The following is a 13,919-nucleotide window of genomic DNA, read 5'->3' as shown; positions in this document are numbered from 1 at the left end:
AAGCCAGCCCTCCATTTTGGAATAGTATAGTTTGTACTTTAATAACGGGATTTTTTACGGGTTAGTTTTCGCTTTTTGCGTCGCCGTTCAGCAGAAACAACAGCTTGATCCACTGGATATCCAATCAAGGGTATTACCTGATATTTGCGCTCTTCTTCTAGCTTTCTCAGTTCAGTGTAATCAACCCAATGGATACAATCAACTGGACAAGTATCGATCGCCTCTTGAACAACCTCTTCTGGGTCGCCATCTTGACGGATGACGCGCGATCGCCCGTAATCTGGTTCAATATAAAATGTGTTACGGGCAACATGGGCGCAGTGCAAACAGCCAATACAAGTCACTTCGTCAACGTAAACACCTTTTTGCCGAACCACGCCGCCTAATTCCGGTTCTAAGCCAGAACGTTCTGGGTTATCCCGTAAAAAACCGCCCAATTCTGGTTCCAAACCAGAACGGTTTTCTTCCCCTTGTTCCGGCGGCAAAAAATCAGACATTACGCACTCCAGCGCTGTACGACTAAACGGATAGAACCGTCTTCATTTTTTTGTTGTTCAGCAACCTGAAATCCAACCCGTGCAGTTTCTTTAACGACTGTTTGATACGCATAGCGTTGCGTTACTTTACGCAAGAAACCTTCAACAGATAAGTCTTGCTGCCAATATTGTAGATCAGCAACTAATTCGTATTCTTTGCCATTCCATCTAAAGCCGATATCGTAACCATTTTCCTGCTCAATGGTAACTTCGGCATCATGGGTTTGACCGCGATAACCACGCACTTTGCGTGGACCTTGATTCCAGTTTACACCCAAGTCTGTCAGAGCATCTTTCAAGGAATCAATGTTACGGATTTGGGTCTTGATTTGGCTAAAGTGTGACATGGTAGTTGTAAATTAATCTAACTAAACTATTGTGAATATTGTGAAAACTTACCAATCGCTAAAAGTTGTTTGCGTATTTACCACACCAGATTGGTGCATCTTGGTAGCAAAGTATTCTGAAGTTTGCTCGTGAGTTAGTACCTGTCCTAGCTGTGCTTCTATCGCTGCTGTGACTTCAGCGCAGGAAGCACCCACAATACCAGTGACTTTCTCTTGTACCCGACCATCTGGATAAATTACGAACTCTAAAGTCTCCATACTTTTGCCAACCAAAATACTTAGCTTAGACAGTACTGCTGTAGCCAATTGCTACAAAGGTAGCCGTTTGGAATAGCGTTTTCCCTTAGCTACAAATTTGCCATTTGTTAATTAATGTTCCATCTCTCAAAATATATATCTCAGAAAATTTACAAAAGTTATTGATTTTATTAGTTCTTACCTCTGTTACTTGTAAGTTTCCCTTAACCTTATCAATTTAGTCAAGCTAAAAATTCGACTGACAGTTTAAGTGTCAAAACGCTAGAAACAAGCAGCAGCAGTAACAGAAAGAGCAGGAATTCTGAATTTTATTGAAAATATTTATCATTTTCATCAAATTTCAGCCATATCACAATTTTGCACTTTGGCTTGCTCTCAGAATTTGCAACTCATACCTACTGACAATTAAAGGGTAGGGTAAGCTGTTATTTAACTCTACAAAGTTGACCATGAATGCAGAGCAAGTGACAGGTTCTACTCATCTCCCCAAAGCGATGCGCGTAGGAGTACTGGGCTTTGGCGGACTGGGGCAAGCTGCTGCCAAGGTACTTGTCCCAAAACGTGAAATGATTTTAGTGGCAGCGGCAGACAAACAAGGCTACGCTTACGCCGCTGATGGTTTAAATGCTCAAGAATGCATTGCAACTTACCAATCTCAAGGTTCGGTGGGTTATTTAGAACCATTCGGGACTTTAACAAATCGCAGTATTGAGGATTTAATAGAAAAATCTCATCCTGTAGATGGATATTTTCTGGCTTTACCCAACTTACCTAATAATTTCATTCCCACTGTAGCTCAACAATTTATCAAATCTGGTTGGCGCGGGGTACTGGTGGATGCCATTAAACGCACTAGTGCCGTGGAACAACTGCTGGCGATGAAAGAGGAACTACAAGCAGCAGGAATTACCTACATGACAGGATGTGGGGCAACACCAGGACTGTTAACAGCAGCAGCAGCAATAGCCGCCCAAAGTTACGCTGAAATTCATAGAGTGGAAATCACTTTTGGGGTGGGAATTGCTAACTGGGAGGCGTACCGCGCCACCATCCGCGAAGATATTGCCCATATGCCAGGTTATACAGTAGAAACTGCTAGGGCAATGACGGATGCGGAAGTCGAAGCGCTACTGGATAAAACCAATGGCGTGCTGAAGTTAGAGAATATGGAACACGCCGATGATGTGATGCTGGAGTTGGCAGGAATTGTGGGACGCGATCGCGTTACTGTTGGCGGCATAGTCGATACACGCAATCCCAAGAAGCCCATTAGCACCAACGTTAAAGTCACTGGTCGCACCTTTGAAGGGAAAATCTCTACCCATACCTTCACATTAGGCGATGAAACCAGTATGGCAGCCAATGTCTGTGGACCCGCCTTTGGCTATCTCAAAGCTGGTATTAGATTGTACCAGCAGGGTATTTACGGATTATTTACCGCTGCGGAAATTATGCCTCAATTTGTAAGATAAAGCTTCACATCCCTTGGTATTACCAGGGGATTTTTGTTTCATTTATGACTTGTCTCATTATTTCTAAGCTAAAAAAGCTAACCGTAGTTGTCAGTTTATTAGCATATTCGTTCCCCATATTTTCTCCTTTAACAGTTCAGGCGGAAACTCCACAGGAGTGGGTGAAATTAGGGCAACGAGTTCATGGTGGGTTTGGGACGTATATTGCCTTGGGCATCCGCATTGGTTTAGATGCGAAGGAAAGGCTGAAAGCACAAGCGCGTGATTTGGACGTGACTTATCAAGATGGACCCAACTCACCCTGTCCTTGCGTTGTCGATGGCATTATGATTGCGACAGTCGCCACACCTGGCCAAAATTCGCTGCACGTTCTACCAAGTAAAACCAATGCGGGTTTGTTTGGAGTCGTCGTCATTAAGCACAAAAAGACAGGGGAATCTTTTCGCTACACCATACCAAATTCTGCTAGAGTGCTGCTAGATGGTTGGAACAAAGACCAAAAGGGGCGCGCTCGCTATGATGCAGTTATGAACGCTTCTCAAGAATCTCTTTTTCATGTAGAAAAATTATCTTAATATTTACTTAGAATCCGGCTGGAACAGGTCCTGACGATTCTCGCACAACTAGTTTTGTCTCAAGTACCTTAGAAGTCATTAGACCCGCGTCACAAAGCAGCAGTTTAGCTGCGATCGCCCCTTTCTCAATAAGTGGTTGCTGGATTGTCGTTAGGGATGGTCGGATCTGGGATGCTAATGGGATATCGTCGAAACCAACAATCGATAAATCTTTTGGAACACTCAAACCAAAATGTTCTGCGGCACGCAAAGCCCCAATCGCCAAGACATCGCACATGGCAAGAATCCCAGTCGGTCTTGGCTCTTGCTTGAGCAAAGTAAGCGCAACTTCAAAGGCATCATCCTCACTGTTTCTTGGAGGACACTCTACAATCGGAACTTTGCTGAGGTCAAGACCTGCCTTAAGCATCGCATCCTCGTAACCGCGCAGGCGCAGCAGCGAAATCTGAAACGCTGTGCGTTCGAGTCGTTGGGTATTGACTAGACCTACATAGGAGTCGGGCAATAAAGCCATCGAGATAATCGCCAGTCGTCTGTGATTGAGACGGAGTAAGTGGAGGGCTGCTTCACGGGCAGCTTGGCGATCATCAAGGCAAACCAACGGAACACCGCTTAGGTTTGGCTGATCGACTGCGATGACTGGCAACTTTCTTTCCAAGACTTTCGCCACTGCCTCGCTATCATCTGGCATGGAGTAAACGATGAACCCATCTACTGCTGCTTGCTGGATTGTCATTTGTGCTGCATCACTTTCTAGGGTAGGTACGAGCAGCAAACTTGCTTTCACCTTCTCACACACACTGGAAACACCTTGTAAAAAGGCGATCGCCACAGGATCTTGGAAAGCGTATGGCAGTGCTTCACAGAAGACTAAGCCAATCACACCTGTTCTTCCTGTTCGCAACATCCGCCCCATGGGATTTGGACCTGCATAGCCCATTTCCTTTGCTACTGCTAGCACCCTGTCCCGCAATTCTGGAGAGAGCTGGTCAGGTCGATTAAATGCGTTCGATACCGTAGTTCGCGACACTCCCATCGCTTTAGCGACATCCTGTAAAGTCATCGATTTCAGTGCTTTATCGTGGTGCATACCTCTGACAACAATCTTTCCTCAATTTTGCCGCGCTTATAATCTCAAAGACGACTTGATCGTTCAAGAAAAGGTCTTTAAAATAGTCTGTGTGCTAATCTGAATCGATTCAGAAACCCTATTAACCATACATGAGGATTTCTCATGAGAACTTACCAACAGGGACGCTGGATTGGGGTGGTGATCGCATTCTATGCCTTTATCGCCATTGGCATTGCAGAGGGAGGTCTGGGAGTGCTGTTACCCTCAATCCTATCTACCTATCACCTCACCCCTGCAACTGTTACGCTCTTGTTCATTAGCCAAATTGCGGGTTATGTCGTTGCTGCATTGACCAGTAGCCTAATCAGCAGTCGATTAGGACTTGCCCGGATGCTCTTGTTCGCCTCCATCACGCTTACTACTGCGCTGATCACCTATGCGCTCACTGCTTACTGGTTTGTTATGGTTGCCGCTGGAACCCTACTAGGTCTTGGAATCGGGCTTATTGATGCTGGTATTAACACATACATCGTTAACGATCAGCGCAATAGTCATCTCATTGGTGCGTTGCATGGCTTCTATGGGATTGGTGCATTACTTGGACCTGCTACAGCAACTACGCTTGTGGCGCTAGGACTTGGTTGGCGACTCATCTACCTCGTGTTTGCTAGCGTTGTAGGACTGCTGGTTGCAGGTGTTTTGTGGACTGTTTTGCAGCAATACGCTCCCATGACCGTGAAAGTTACGCCATCCGGTACCAATGCTTGGGCAAACCTGCGTTTAGCCCTTAGGACACCTGTAGTTCTTGTAACAGGAGTGTTGCTGCTAGTCTACGTTGGTACGGAAGCATCTTTGGGCAACTGGGCTTACACAGTTCAGCATATTGGTCGTGGCACACCAAAGCTAGTTGCAGGTTACAGCGTCAGTGCTTACTGGCTAGGGTTAACAATTGGGCGCTTCTGCCTTGGGCACTTCATGCAGCGACTTGGTGCAGTCCGCACAGTTGATATTTCTCTGACATTGCTAGCAGGTGGTTTAGTGGTTTGGTGGTTACTACCAAATCAATTGTTGAGCTTGCCTTTAATTGGTTTTGGCTTAGCTGCCATTTTTCCAGCAACAATCTGGTTAGTGCCACAGCGCGTACCCACTACGCTGGTGCCAGCAACAATTGGGTTTGTAACGAGCGTTGCTAGTTTGGGTGCAGCCACTGTACCAACTGTAGCTGGTTGGGTAGCGGCTCGTGCTGGTTTGGAGAGTATTCCAGCGCTGATGATACCAATAGCTGTTCTTATGGCTGCGCTGCATCGCTGGTTGGTACGGCATACTTTGGGATCTGGAAAAACGTAATCCGGCAATGTATTTATTAGATGTATTTTTTAGAAGCTTATCTTCATGCCGTCTTTATGAAAGTTTTACAAATTTTTCCCCATTATCATTGACGAATTAATAATATTAAGAAAAGTGTTCTTTTCCCTTTTGTTAATTACTATTGTTTAACCGTCTACCTGTAATTAGCCGTTCAATTATCTATTACTAGCAAGACAGAGAACATGGGTCATTATGAATAGACGTAAAAACTTTAACCAAGCATCTAAATTGAATAAATTATTACTTTCGGGAGATTTCTTCCTAGTCATCTTTAGCATCTTATTGGTTCTATTAGCTACGCTTTATCCCTTTAATTTCTACTTTCCAGAAAGTTTTTCGCTACCAGAAATTGTTGCTAGTTTTGACAACAGTAGTTTTTTTAAAGACCAAGTAAACAATATTTTGTTGTTTGCACCTTTAGGTTTCGGTTTCGCCAGTCTTTTACAGAGGAAAAGGGTAAAAGCGATCAGTCAATTTTTAACAGTGATACTTGTTAGTGCAGGCTTATCATTCACAGTTGAAGCACTGCAAGTGTTTCTACCTTCAAGAGCACCTACTCCTGCTGATATTTTTAACAATTCCATAGGTGGATTTGTGGGTTTAATCTGCTTTTATTTATGTAACTCACAAAGTTTTATATATACCTTAATACGTATAGAAAATAGTAGGGCGAGCAACTCTATCAAAAAATTAACATTATTTTTTTTAGGATATATACTCATAACATTTTTGATGTCAATTGCATGGCAATCTACAACTACTCTCAGCAATTGGTCTTTGAATTATCCACTTTTAATCGGCAATGAGCAAACAGGCGATAGACCTTGGCAGGGATATGTTTCAGAAGTTGATATTGCTGATAGAGCCATTTCTAAAAATGAAGTTTCACAAGTTTTAAATCACAAAAACTACTTAAAACCTATCGGAAATTCCTTGCTAGCTTCCTATCAATTAACTGGCAAAGGAAGTTATCAAGATCGTACTGGTCAACTTCCGGAACTATTGTCACTAGGGCAGTCACCAGACATTGAAAATGAAAAAGGTATTGCCTTGAGTTCCAATCATTGGCTAAAAACAAGAGAGCCTGTGACCTTCTTGAATGAAAGGATACGTGAAACTTCTCAATTTACAATAATTACTACCGTTGCTACTGCTGATACGACTCAGATTGGACCTGCACGCATAATCTCACTATCAGGTGATTCTCTTCATCGAAATTTTACGCTAGGACAGCAGGGAAGTAACCTAGACTTGCGAATACGAACACCGATGACTGGAGCAAATGGGGCAGACACAAAATTAAGTATCCCTGGTATTTTTGCAGATACTCGTCCCCATCACATAGTCATAACTTATTCTGGGGCAACTATCCAAGTTTACGTAGATAAACCACAGAATTCCTACTCTTTGAATTTACTGGAATTGGTTCCGAAAGAGCAGAGAATTTTTTACTATGGACTGACATTTATCCCTCTAGGTCTTTGTTTAGCATTCCTGACGACTCTAGCTAAAAGAAAGTTAACTTTTAATAGGTTATTGCTTCCTAGCGGAATATTATTACCTTCTCTGATACTGGAAGGTATTTTAGTAAATGATACCGGCAAAAGCCTCAGCTTGAAAAACCTGTTACTTGGGATATTATTTACAGCTGGGACAACACTGATATTGAGATGGCGGGCTTCGATGGTGCTTAGAAAAGCAGCTAAGTCAGGTTCATAACAGGATGCGTCATTGGTGGGCGAGCATCGCCCATCACGAACAATTATACCTGTGGACTTTCTGAAGAGAAAATTTCCATTGTGTTCTCCTCTACAAGTGATTCTGGTATTTGCATTATAAATGGCAGGTTAGCTCCCGTAAGACCCCGTTTGATGCGTTCCGGTGTTTCACCAAAAACCACAAACAGAGGGTGTATGGTATTCGTCCCCTCACTGAGTATATGTGTGTAGCGCTTAGGCATAAGCCACTCATAGTCCTTGTCCAGCCAAACCTGAGTTTGTCGCCAGCGTCCCAAAAAGTCAGAAAAATCTTCGTGGGGACGATGAATAAAGATAAGAATTTCGGGTGCTGTTTTGATTTTCCACTCCGGATCACACATCAAAATTGCTACATCACAGGGTAAGCGAGTCGCTTCTGCGGCTATTGTCACGTCAGCACGAAGACGGACAATAGGCAATGGGATAGTAATAACGCTTTCATCCGGACGGCGCAGACTAGGAATCATTTCCAGGTACGGGCGGTGCTGCTTCAGCAGGGCGATCGCACTCATATGATTGCTGTACTCTGCCAAGCAAGCTTCGTAATGCGATTTTTGTACGGGCATGGATAAAGAAATTCAAAATTCAAAATTATTGGACTGATACGAAAATTGGTTCAACGATAACCTTTTTCCAGACGTGCCATAGCACGTCTGGACACGCATAAAATCTCTACACTTTTCATCCTCTAGCCCAACTGATCAAAGACCTTAAACATAGGCAGGTACATCGACAGCAAAATAGTACCAACCATCCCCCCCAAAACCACAATCATAATCGGTTCCAAAACGCTGGTTAGTGCTTTGACTGCCTGTTCGACTTCATCTTCATAGAAATCGGCAATTTTCATCAACATACCATCTAATTCACCAGTCTCTTCACCGATACTAATCATCTGAATTGCCATCGGAGGAAAAACTTTATCTTTTTGCAAGGCAATACTAATCATCCCTCCTTGTTGAATTTCTGCACGGGCTGCATTAATAGCATTAGCAACCACTTGATTTCCTGATGTATCCCGCACAATTTCTAAGGAAGTTAGAATTGGTACACCCGAACGAGTCAAAGAACCAAAGGTGCGGCTAAAGCGGGCAACGGATGATTTTTGGATTAAGTCCCCAAACAACGGCATTTTTAGAGAAAGACGGTCTATGGTTTCACGCCCAACACGGGTTTTGTAGTACTGTTTATAAGCAATTCCTGCTCCTACAAAAATGCCAATTAAAACCAAAATCCGCCAACTTCTCAAAACTTCACTACATATCAACATGAATTGTGTCAGCGGAGGCAACTCTGTTCCCAATTCTTTAAAAATGTTGGCAAAAATTGGGATCAGAAAAACGGTCATACCGATAAATATTGAGACTGCTAAAAATCCCACAACAAAGGGATAAGCCAGTGCTGATTTAATTTGGTTTTGTAATCGAGCAACATCCTCTAACAACTTGGCTAAACGATTCAGCACCTCGTCTAAAACACCCCCGACTTCACCAGCTTGAACCATGCTGACATACAAACCATCAAAGCAATCAGGATATTTTCGCATTGCTTCAGAAAGATTAACTCCACTTTGGACATCGGTGCTAATGCCCAAAAGAGCTTGTTTCAGTTTAGGATTGCTACACTGCTCAGATAGCACCCCCAAACTTCTGACAATTGCCACTCCCGCATTAACCAAAGCAGCAAATTGACGGGAAAATACGGCTTTATCCTTAACTGAAACGCTGGTAAATTTGGTTTTAAGTTGTTTGAAGTCAAAGCCTTGATCTTGTTTTTTAAGGTCTTGGACGACATAACCTTGCTGTCTAAGATTAGTACGGGCTTGAGCCAAGGAGCCAGCCGCAATTTTTTCTGTTCTTGATTTTCCTTGCGAGTCCCTAACACGGGCAACAAATGTTGGCATGAGCTAAAAATTCAAAATTCAAAAGAGTGAATTAGTCATTCAACAAGAATGCAAAAGTGAAATTTATAAAAATGAAACCACAGATGCACACAGATTGACACAGATGATTTATCTGTGTTAATCTGTGGTTCTAAATATCCATTAATCATACTTTTGCAATAAGTCGATTAAGCATTGCGTTCAGCCAAAACTGAAAAGTCAAAAGCGGTTTTTTATAGTTTTCTGCCTTTTGACTTTAACTTTTTAATTTGCTTTCACAGCGACTCCTGGTTTTGCGCCTGCTTGTGGTGCTACACCGCCGATAAGACGCTGAATTTCATCCGGCTTGGAAGTCTTGGAAATTGCCGCTTCAAAGGAGATAACTCCCGCTTTATATAAATCTGCTAAAACCTTTTCTAGAGTTTGCATCCCCAATTTCCCGCCAGTTTGGATAGCTGAGTAAATTTGAGATGTTTTTCCTTCACGAATCAAGTTAGAAATAGCAGGAGTTACAATCATAATTTCTTGAGCCATTGCTCGACCAAACTCACCTGGCTTGGGATTTTTTTTCGGAACCAAAGTTTGGCTAAATACTGCCACTAGTGAGTTAGATAACTGCACCCGCACTTGGGTTTGTTTTTCATGTGGAAAAACGTCGATAATCCTATCTACAGTCTGTGCTGCTGAACTTGTGTGCAAAGTGCCAAACACCAAGTGTCCTGTTTCCGCTGCGGAAATAGCCAACGAAATTGTTTCCAAGTCGCGCATTTCCCCCACCAAAATGATATCTGGATCTTCCCGCAACGCAGCTTTTAGGGCATTCGCAAAACTTTTCGTATCCTCACCAAGTTGCCTTTGGTGAACCAAGCTTTTAATAGGTTCATAAACAAATTCTATCGGGTCTTCTACTGTTAAAATATGCTCTGCCTTAGTGCGATTAATCAAGTCGATGATAGCCGCTAGGGTTGTTGTCTTACCAGAACCTGTCGGACCTGTCACCAGAATAAGTCCTCTGGGCTTATCAGCCATTTCCCGTACAACGTCAGGCAAACCTAATTTTTCAAAGTTGGGAATTTTAGAACTCAACGCCCGTAAACAGGCAGCGTAAGCACCACGTTCTTTGTAAACATTGACCCGGAAACGAGCCAATCCCTTGACACCATAAGAGCAATCCAATTCCCAGTTCTGCTCTAAAGTTTTACGCTGGGAATTATTGAGCATACTGAAAATCAGCCTTTGGCACTGATCTGCTGACAATGGCTGATCACCAATGGGCGTCAGTTTGCCACTAAGGCGGAAGTAGGGAGGTAAACCAGCAGATAAGTGCAAATCTGAGCCACCCATTTCAATCAATTGCTCCATTAAATCTTCAATCATCATTTCCATTGTTGTGATTCCTTTTATGGTTGGTAGTTGATAGTTGGTAGTTGATAGTTGATAGTTGGTAGTTCATAGTTGGTAGTTGATGGTTATTCATTACCACTAACCACTACCTACTAACCATTAACTACTAACTAATCTTGAAAACGTGGTGTCATACAGTAAGGACAATCCAACCATTCAGGTTGCACTCCAGCATGACAAGTTTGACAGGTCAGACTGCTCTTGCGTTTGGCTTTTAACTCTGCTTCCAAACCCGTATCGGTGAACGTCACCCGTTCTACTTCTTCTAAGGTGGTGGAACCTTGGCGCACTAAGTCCAAGCTGTAAGCCAGCAAGGTTTTCATCCCTTCTTCCACCGCCACTTCTTTAATGCGTTCCGTTGGTGCTTCTTCGGTAATGAGGGCTTGGACACGTTCAGTGATTCGCATGACTTCATAAACACCACAACGTCCCTTGTAGCCAACACCATTACACTGTGAACAAAGCTGATTTTGAGCTTTGGCTTCTTGAATTTCCTCTGTGGTGAGGGAGTTTGCTTTGTAGAAGATGACATCTGCTTCTTGGCTTGCTGATAAACCGTAGCGAGCTAGTTCTTCTAGAGTGGGAGTATAGGGAATGCGACAACTGGAACAGACACGCCTTATTAAGCGCTGTGCCAACACACCAATCAGAGAGCTAGAAATCATGAAAGACTCAATGCCCATTTCTCCCAAACGGGCGATCGCTCCTGGAGCATCATTAGTATGTAAGGTCGTTAAAACCAAGTGACCCGTCAATGCTGCCTCAATCGCGGTTTTTGCCGTTTCCTTATCTCGCGTCTCACCCACCAGAAGCACATCGGGGTCTTGTCGCAAGAAGGCTCGCAAAGCGGTCGCAAAATCCAGCCCTTTTTCTCGAATCACCTGCACTTGAGTAATCCCAGGTAAACTGTACTCAATTGGGTCTTCTACCGTACTAATATTGATCCCAGGAGAATTGCGTTCTGCTAAAGCAGAATACAGTGTTGTTGTTTTACCAGAACCCGTGGGTCCAGTTACCAGGATCAGACCAAAGGGACGACTGACCATTTCCTGGACAATTTGCAAAGTTTCTGAGTCAGTAATTAACTTATCCAATCCCAGTTGGGTTGCAGAGTTATCCAAAATTCGCAGTACGACCTTTTCGCCGTAGCGACTGGGCAATGTATTCACGCGGAAGTCCACCTTGCGTCCCTCGAATAACCGTCTAATGCGTCCGTCTTGAGGTAAACGCCGTTCAGCAATATCTAGGTTGGAAATAATTTTGAAACGAGCTGTCACTGCAAGAATGATTTTTTTCGGCAGAGGGTCGAAAGCCTCACGCAGCACCCCATCCTTACGAAAGCGAATGCGTAAGTTTTCTTCCTGCGGTTCTACGTGAATATCAGAAACTTTCTCATGCAGTGCTTTAGCAAGAATTCTATTAACCAGATTAATAACCGGAGCATCTTCAGCACCCTTCATCGCTGCGCCCAAGTCAGCCTCCGCATCATCGGGCGCATCATCTATATTAAGATTTTCTAGATTTTCTAAATCCTGGTTGATATCTGTAGACTTCTCTTGTTCCAGATGCTTTTGCCGAAGAGTGAGTTCATCCAAGTATTGGTTAATGAGTTGCTGGTAATCCTCTTGGGTAATGACCATCCGCTGCAATGCCAATCCTTGAGGACGCAGAATGCGGTTCAAGTCATCTGAAGCCTCTAAATTATCCGGATCTACCATCGCCACTAAAATGGAGGGCGGGGTTTGGTCTTCATTCTTCGCCAGTGGTACCAAGCGATGGCGACGACAGATATCCACCGTAATTAGGGTTTCAATCAGTTGACCAATCGTTGCTTTGCCAACCTGGCTAACTTCCAGATCCAGTGATTCAACGCCGTATAGTATTTTGAGTTCAAATAGCTGCTGCTTCTTGTGTAGCCTAACTAACTCTGGTGATAACTTTCGTCCTGAAATGGATTCCAGCACTTGTGTCAAGGGTATGCCAGACTGGCGACTATCAATCAGCGCCTGTCTCATCTGTTCGCTATTGACAAAGCCAGATTGCACGAGCTTATTGGCGAAGGACGAGAACTCCGTTCTTGTAGTAAGAGCCGTACTACGCCTTTGTGGTGACGATTGAGTCATATATGAGCGATGAGTTGCGGAAACCTCTGATTAGAGTATTCCCAAGCTCTCAATCAGAATTGACATATATGCTTAGTCAAATTGAGGCAAAAATTTCTTAATTTATAGTTTAAGGGTGGTGTTATTTAAGGCTGACCTCTCAAATCTACAACTATAGAGATCATCATTTTTAACTGTGGAAGATCCACCTGAACAGCTTTCCAAATAATTTCTACATCTGTGTTGAAATAATTGTGAATCAGCTTATCCCGCATTCGTGCAATATCTTTCCACGGAATATCAGGATATTTGCTTCTCACAGAGTCAGGTATCCGCTTCACGGCTTCACCAATAATTTCAATGGCTTTTGAAACCGCAAAGACTTTTTCTAGGTTTTGTGAGAATGTCACAAACTCGATACCTCAGGCTATTACCCCGCCAGTAACCTCCGAATATGTTCTCACTGATAACCTAAATCGTTTAGGAGTTAAGCATTGACAAATTAATATAGCGGTCACTCCTCCTCTAAATCATCCACAGTCATTGGTGCTTGAATACTATGGCGCACGTACAAAACGTACACCGTCGTATCTCGAATCGTAAATAGCACTCGATAGATGTTTTTAGACTTTCCATAAAGTAGTTGTCGGACTTCTTCAGGGAAAATCTCGTGTTCAACTGCTAGGGCACAACGCAGGGGCTTTTCTTGAAGCGTTGCGATGGCGTTCATCAATCCTCGGAACCATCGATCAGCAAACCCTAAATTACGTTCTCGATACCAACGATAGGCTTGCTCAATTTGGGCTTCAGCAATAGGGGTGATTTCAACCTGAAATGCCATATTTCTGCTGCATTTCTTCGATGAAATCCCCAAGAGGGCGAGTTTGTCCAGCATCGAGTTCCTCAAAACCTTGCTGGATACCTGCAATCGTTTCTAATTGATCAATCAATTGACGCAGTTTCTCAGGATTAACTCTGCCCGGTTCAAGAAAAGTAACGAGAACTTGGGCATAATCGCTCACATCTTGCGGTAGCTCGGCGAGTTCAATTTGTCCATTCTGATAAACGCCTTCGACTGTTTTCAGCATAGGTTGCTATAGGGTAAATAACTCTCTCAATTTTACTGGCTATCAATTGATAACTTAC

At 43.4% G+C, this 13,919-nt stretch carries 15 protein-coding genes; 4 read left to right on the top strand and 11 right to left on the bottom strand.

The annotated features are described in order from the left end of the window. Positions 1 to 38 precede the first annotated feature (38 nt). From MAS10914_RS0109755 to MAS10914_RS0109745, 3 genes are read right to left on the bottom strand one after another with little or no spacing between them, the layout of a single operon-like run. Positions 39 to 497, bottom strand: coding sequence for a ferredoxin (locus MAS10914_RS0109755; RefSeq protein WP_017315745.1), 459 nt, complete (start codon positions 495 to 497; stop codon positions 39 to 41). Beyond that, positions 497 to 883 carry a DUF1257 domain-containing protein gene (locus MAS10914_RS0109750; protein ID WP_017315744.1) on the bottom strand — a complete coding sequence of 129 codons (387 nt, stop codon included), beginning with the start codon at positions 881 to 883 and terminating at the stop codon, positions 497 to 499. Before MAS10914_RS0109750 ends, MAS10914_RS0109755 begins: the two co-directional genes overlap by 1 nt. Before the next feature lie 48 nt (positions 884 to 931). Beyond that, positions 932 to 1,141: a DUF2997 domain-containing protein gene (locus tag MAS10914_RS0109745; RefSeq protein WP_017315743.1), complete on the bottom strand. Its 210-nt coding sequence runs from the start codon at positions 1,139 to 1,141 to the stop codon at positions 932 to 934. 449 nt (positions 1,142 to 1,590) lie between these two features. Here MAS10914_RS0109745 and bioU point away from each other — a divergent pair, with 449 nt between their 5' ends. Both bioU and MAS10914_RS0109730 read left to right on the top strand, forming a co-directional pair. Further along, positions 1,591 to 2,613: a (S)-8-amino-7-oxononanoate synthase BioU gene (bioU, locus tag MAS10914_RS0109735; RefSeq protein ID WP_017315741.1), complete on the top strand. Its 1,023-nt coding sequence runs from the start codon at positions 1,591 to 1,593 to the stop codon at positions 2,611 to 2,613. Between the two features lie 44 nt (positions 2,614 to 2,657). Further along, complete coding sequence (locus MAS10914_RS0109730; protein WP_017315740.1) at positions 2,658 to 3,188, top strand: formylmethanofuran dehydrogenase subunit E family protein; 531 nt, start codon at positions 2,658 to 2,660, stop codon at positions 3,186 to 3,188. A gap of 7 nt (positions 3,189 to 3,195) precedes the next feature. On the opposite strand, the gene MAS10914_RS0109725 is transcribed toward MAS10914_RS0109730, so the two are convergent. After that, complete coding sequence (locus MAS10914_RS0109725) at positions 3,196 to 4,278, bottom strand: substrate-binding domain-containing protein (RefSeq protein ID WP_017315739.1); 1,083 nt, start codon at positions 4,276 to 4,278, stop codon at positions 3,196 to 3,198. 144 nt (positions 4,279 to 4,422) lie between these two features. On the opposite strand from MAS10914_RS0109725, the gene MAS10914_RS0109720 reads away from it, so the two are divergent. Beyond that, complete coding sequence (locus tag MAS10914_RS0109720) at positions 4,423 to 5,607, top strand: MFS transporter (protein ID WP_017315738.1); 1,185 nt, start codon at positions 4,423 to 4,425, stop codon at positions 5,605 to 5,607. A gap of 213 nt (positions 5,608 to 5,820) precedes the next feature. Then, on the top strand, positions 5,821 to 7,347 hold the full coding sequence (locus MAS10914_RS0109715) for a VanZ family protein (RefSeq protein WP_017315737.1): 1,527 nt from the start codon (positions 5,821 to 5,823) through the stop codon (positions 7,345 to 7,347). A gap of 43 nt (positions 7,348 to 7,390) precedes the next feature. Here the strand turns inward: MAS10914_RS0109715 and MAS10914_RS0109710 are convergent, their stop codons facing one another. From MAS10914_RS0109710 to MAS10914_RS0109680, 7 genes are all read right to left on the bottom strand, one after another. Further along, on the bottom strand, positions 7,391 to 7,951 hold the full coding sequence (locus MAS10914_RS0109710) for a hypothetical protein (RefSeq protein ID WP_017315736.1): 561 nt from the start codon (positions 7,949 to 7,951) through the stop codon (positions 7,391 to 7,393). 122 nt (positions 7,952 to 8,073) lie between these two features. Further along, a complete protein-coding gene (locus MAS10914_RS0109705; protein ID WP_017315735.1) occupies positions 8,074 to 9,288 on the bottom strand; it encodes a type II secretion system F family protein in 1,215 nt (404 codons plus the stop codon). A gap of 243 nt (positions 9,289 to 9,531) precedes the next feature. After that, entirely contained in the window at positions 9,532 to 10,653 is a 1,122-nt protein-coding gene (locus MAS10914_RS0109700; protein ID WP_017315734.1) for a type IV pilus twitching motility protein PilT, read from the bottom strand. 128 nt (positions 10,654 to 10,781) lie between these two features. Beyond that, the gene (locus tag MAS10914_RS0109695; protein ID WP_026082447.1) at positions 10,782 to 12,794 is read right to left on the bottom strand and encodes a GspE/PulE family protein; all 2,013 of its coding nucleotides are present in this window, start codon (positions 12,792 to 12,794) and stop codon (positions 10,782 to 10,784) included. Between the two features lie 125 nt (positions 12,795 to 12,919). Further along, complete coding sequence (locus MAS10914_RS29885; RefSeq protein WP_017315732.1) at positions 12,920 to 13,183, bottom strand: HepT-like ribonuclease domain-containing protein; 264 nt, start codon at positions 13,181 to 13,183, stop codon at positions 12,920 to 12,922. A 104-nt stretch (positions 13,184 to 13,287) separates the two neighbouring features. Then, a complete protein-coding gene (locus MAS10914_RS0109685; protein WP_017315731.1) occupies positions 13,288 to 13,614 on the bottom strand; it encodes a type II toxin-antitoxin system RelE/ParE family toxin in 327 nt (108 codons plus the stop codon). Then, a complete protein-coding gene (locus tag MAS10914_RS0109680) occupies positions 13,598 to 13,861 on the bottom strand; it encodes a hypothetical protein (RefSeq protein WP_017315730.1) in 264 nt (87 codons plus the stop codon). Before MAS10914_RS0109680 ends, MAS10914_RS0109685 begins: the two co-directional genes overlap by 17 nt. Between the last annotated feature and the right edge of the window lie 58 nt (positions 13,862 to 13,919).

Origin of the sequence: Mastigocladopsis repens PCC 10914 (genome assembly GCF_000315565.1) — a bacterium.
GTDB lineage: Bacteria > Cyanobacteriota > Cyanobacteriia > Cyanobacteriales > Nostocaceae > Mastigocladopsis > Mastigocladopsis repens.
Note: the sequence above shows the minus strand (reverse complement) of the source record. Positions and strands in the feature narration are given on the sequence as shown.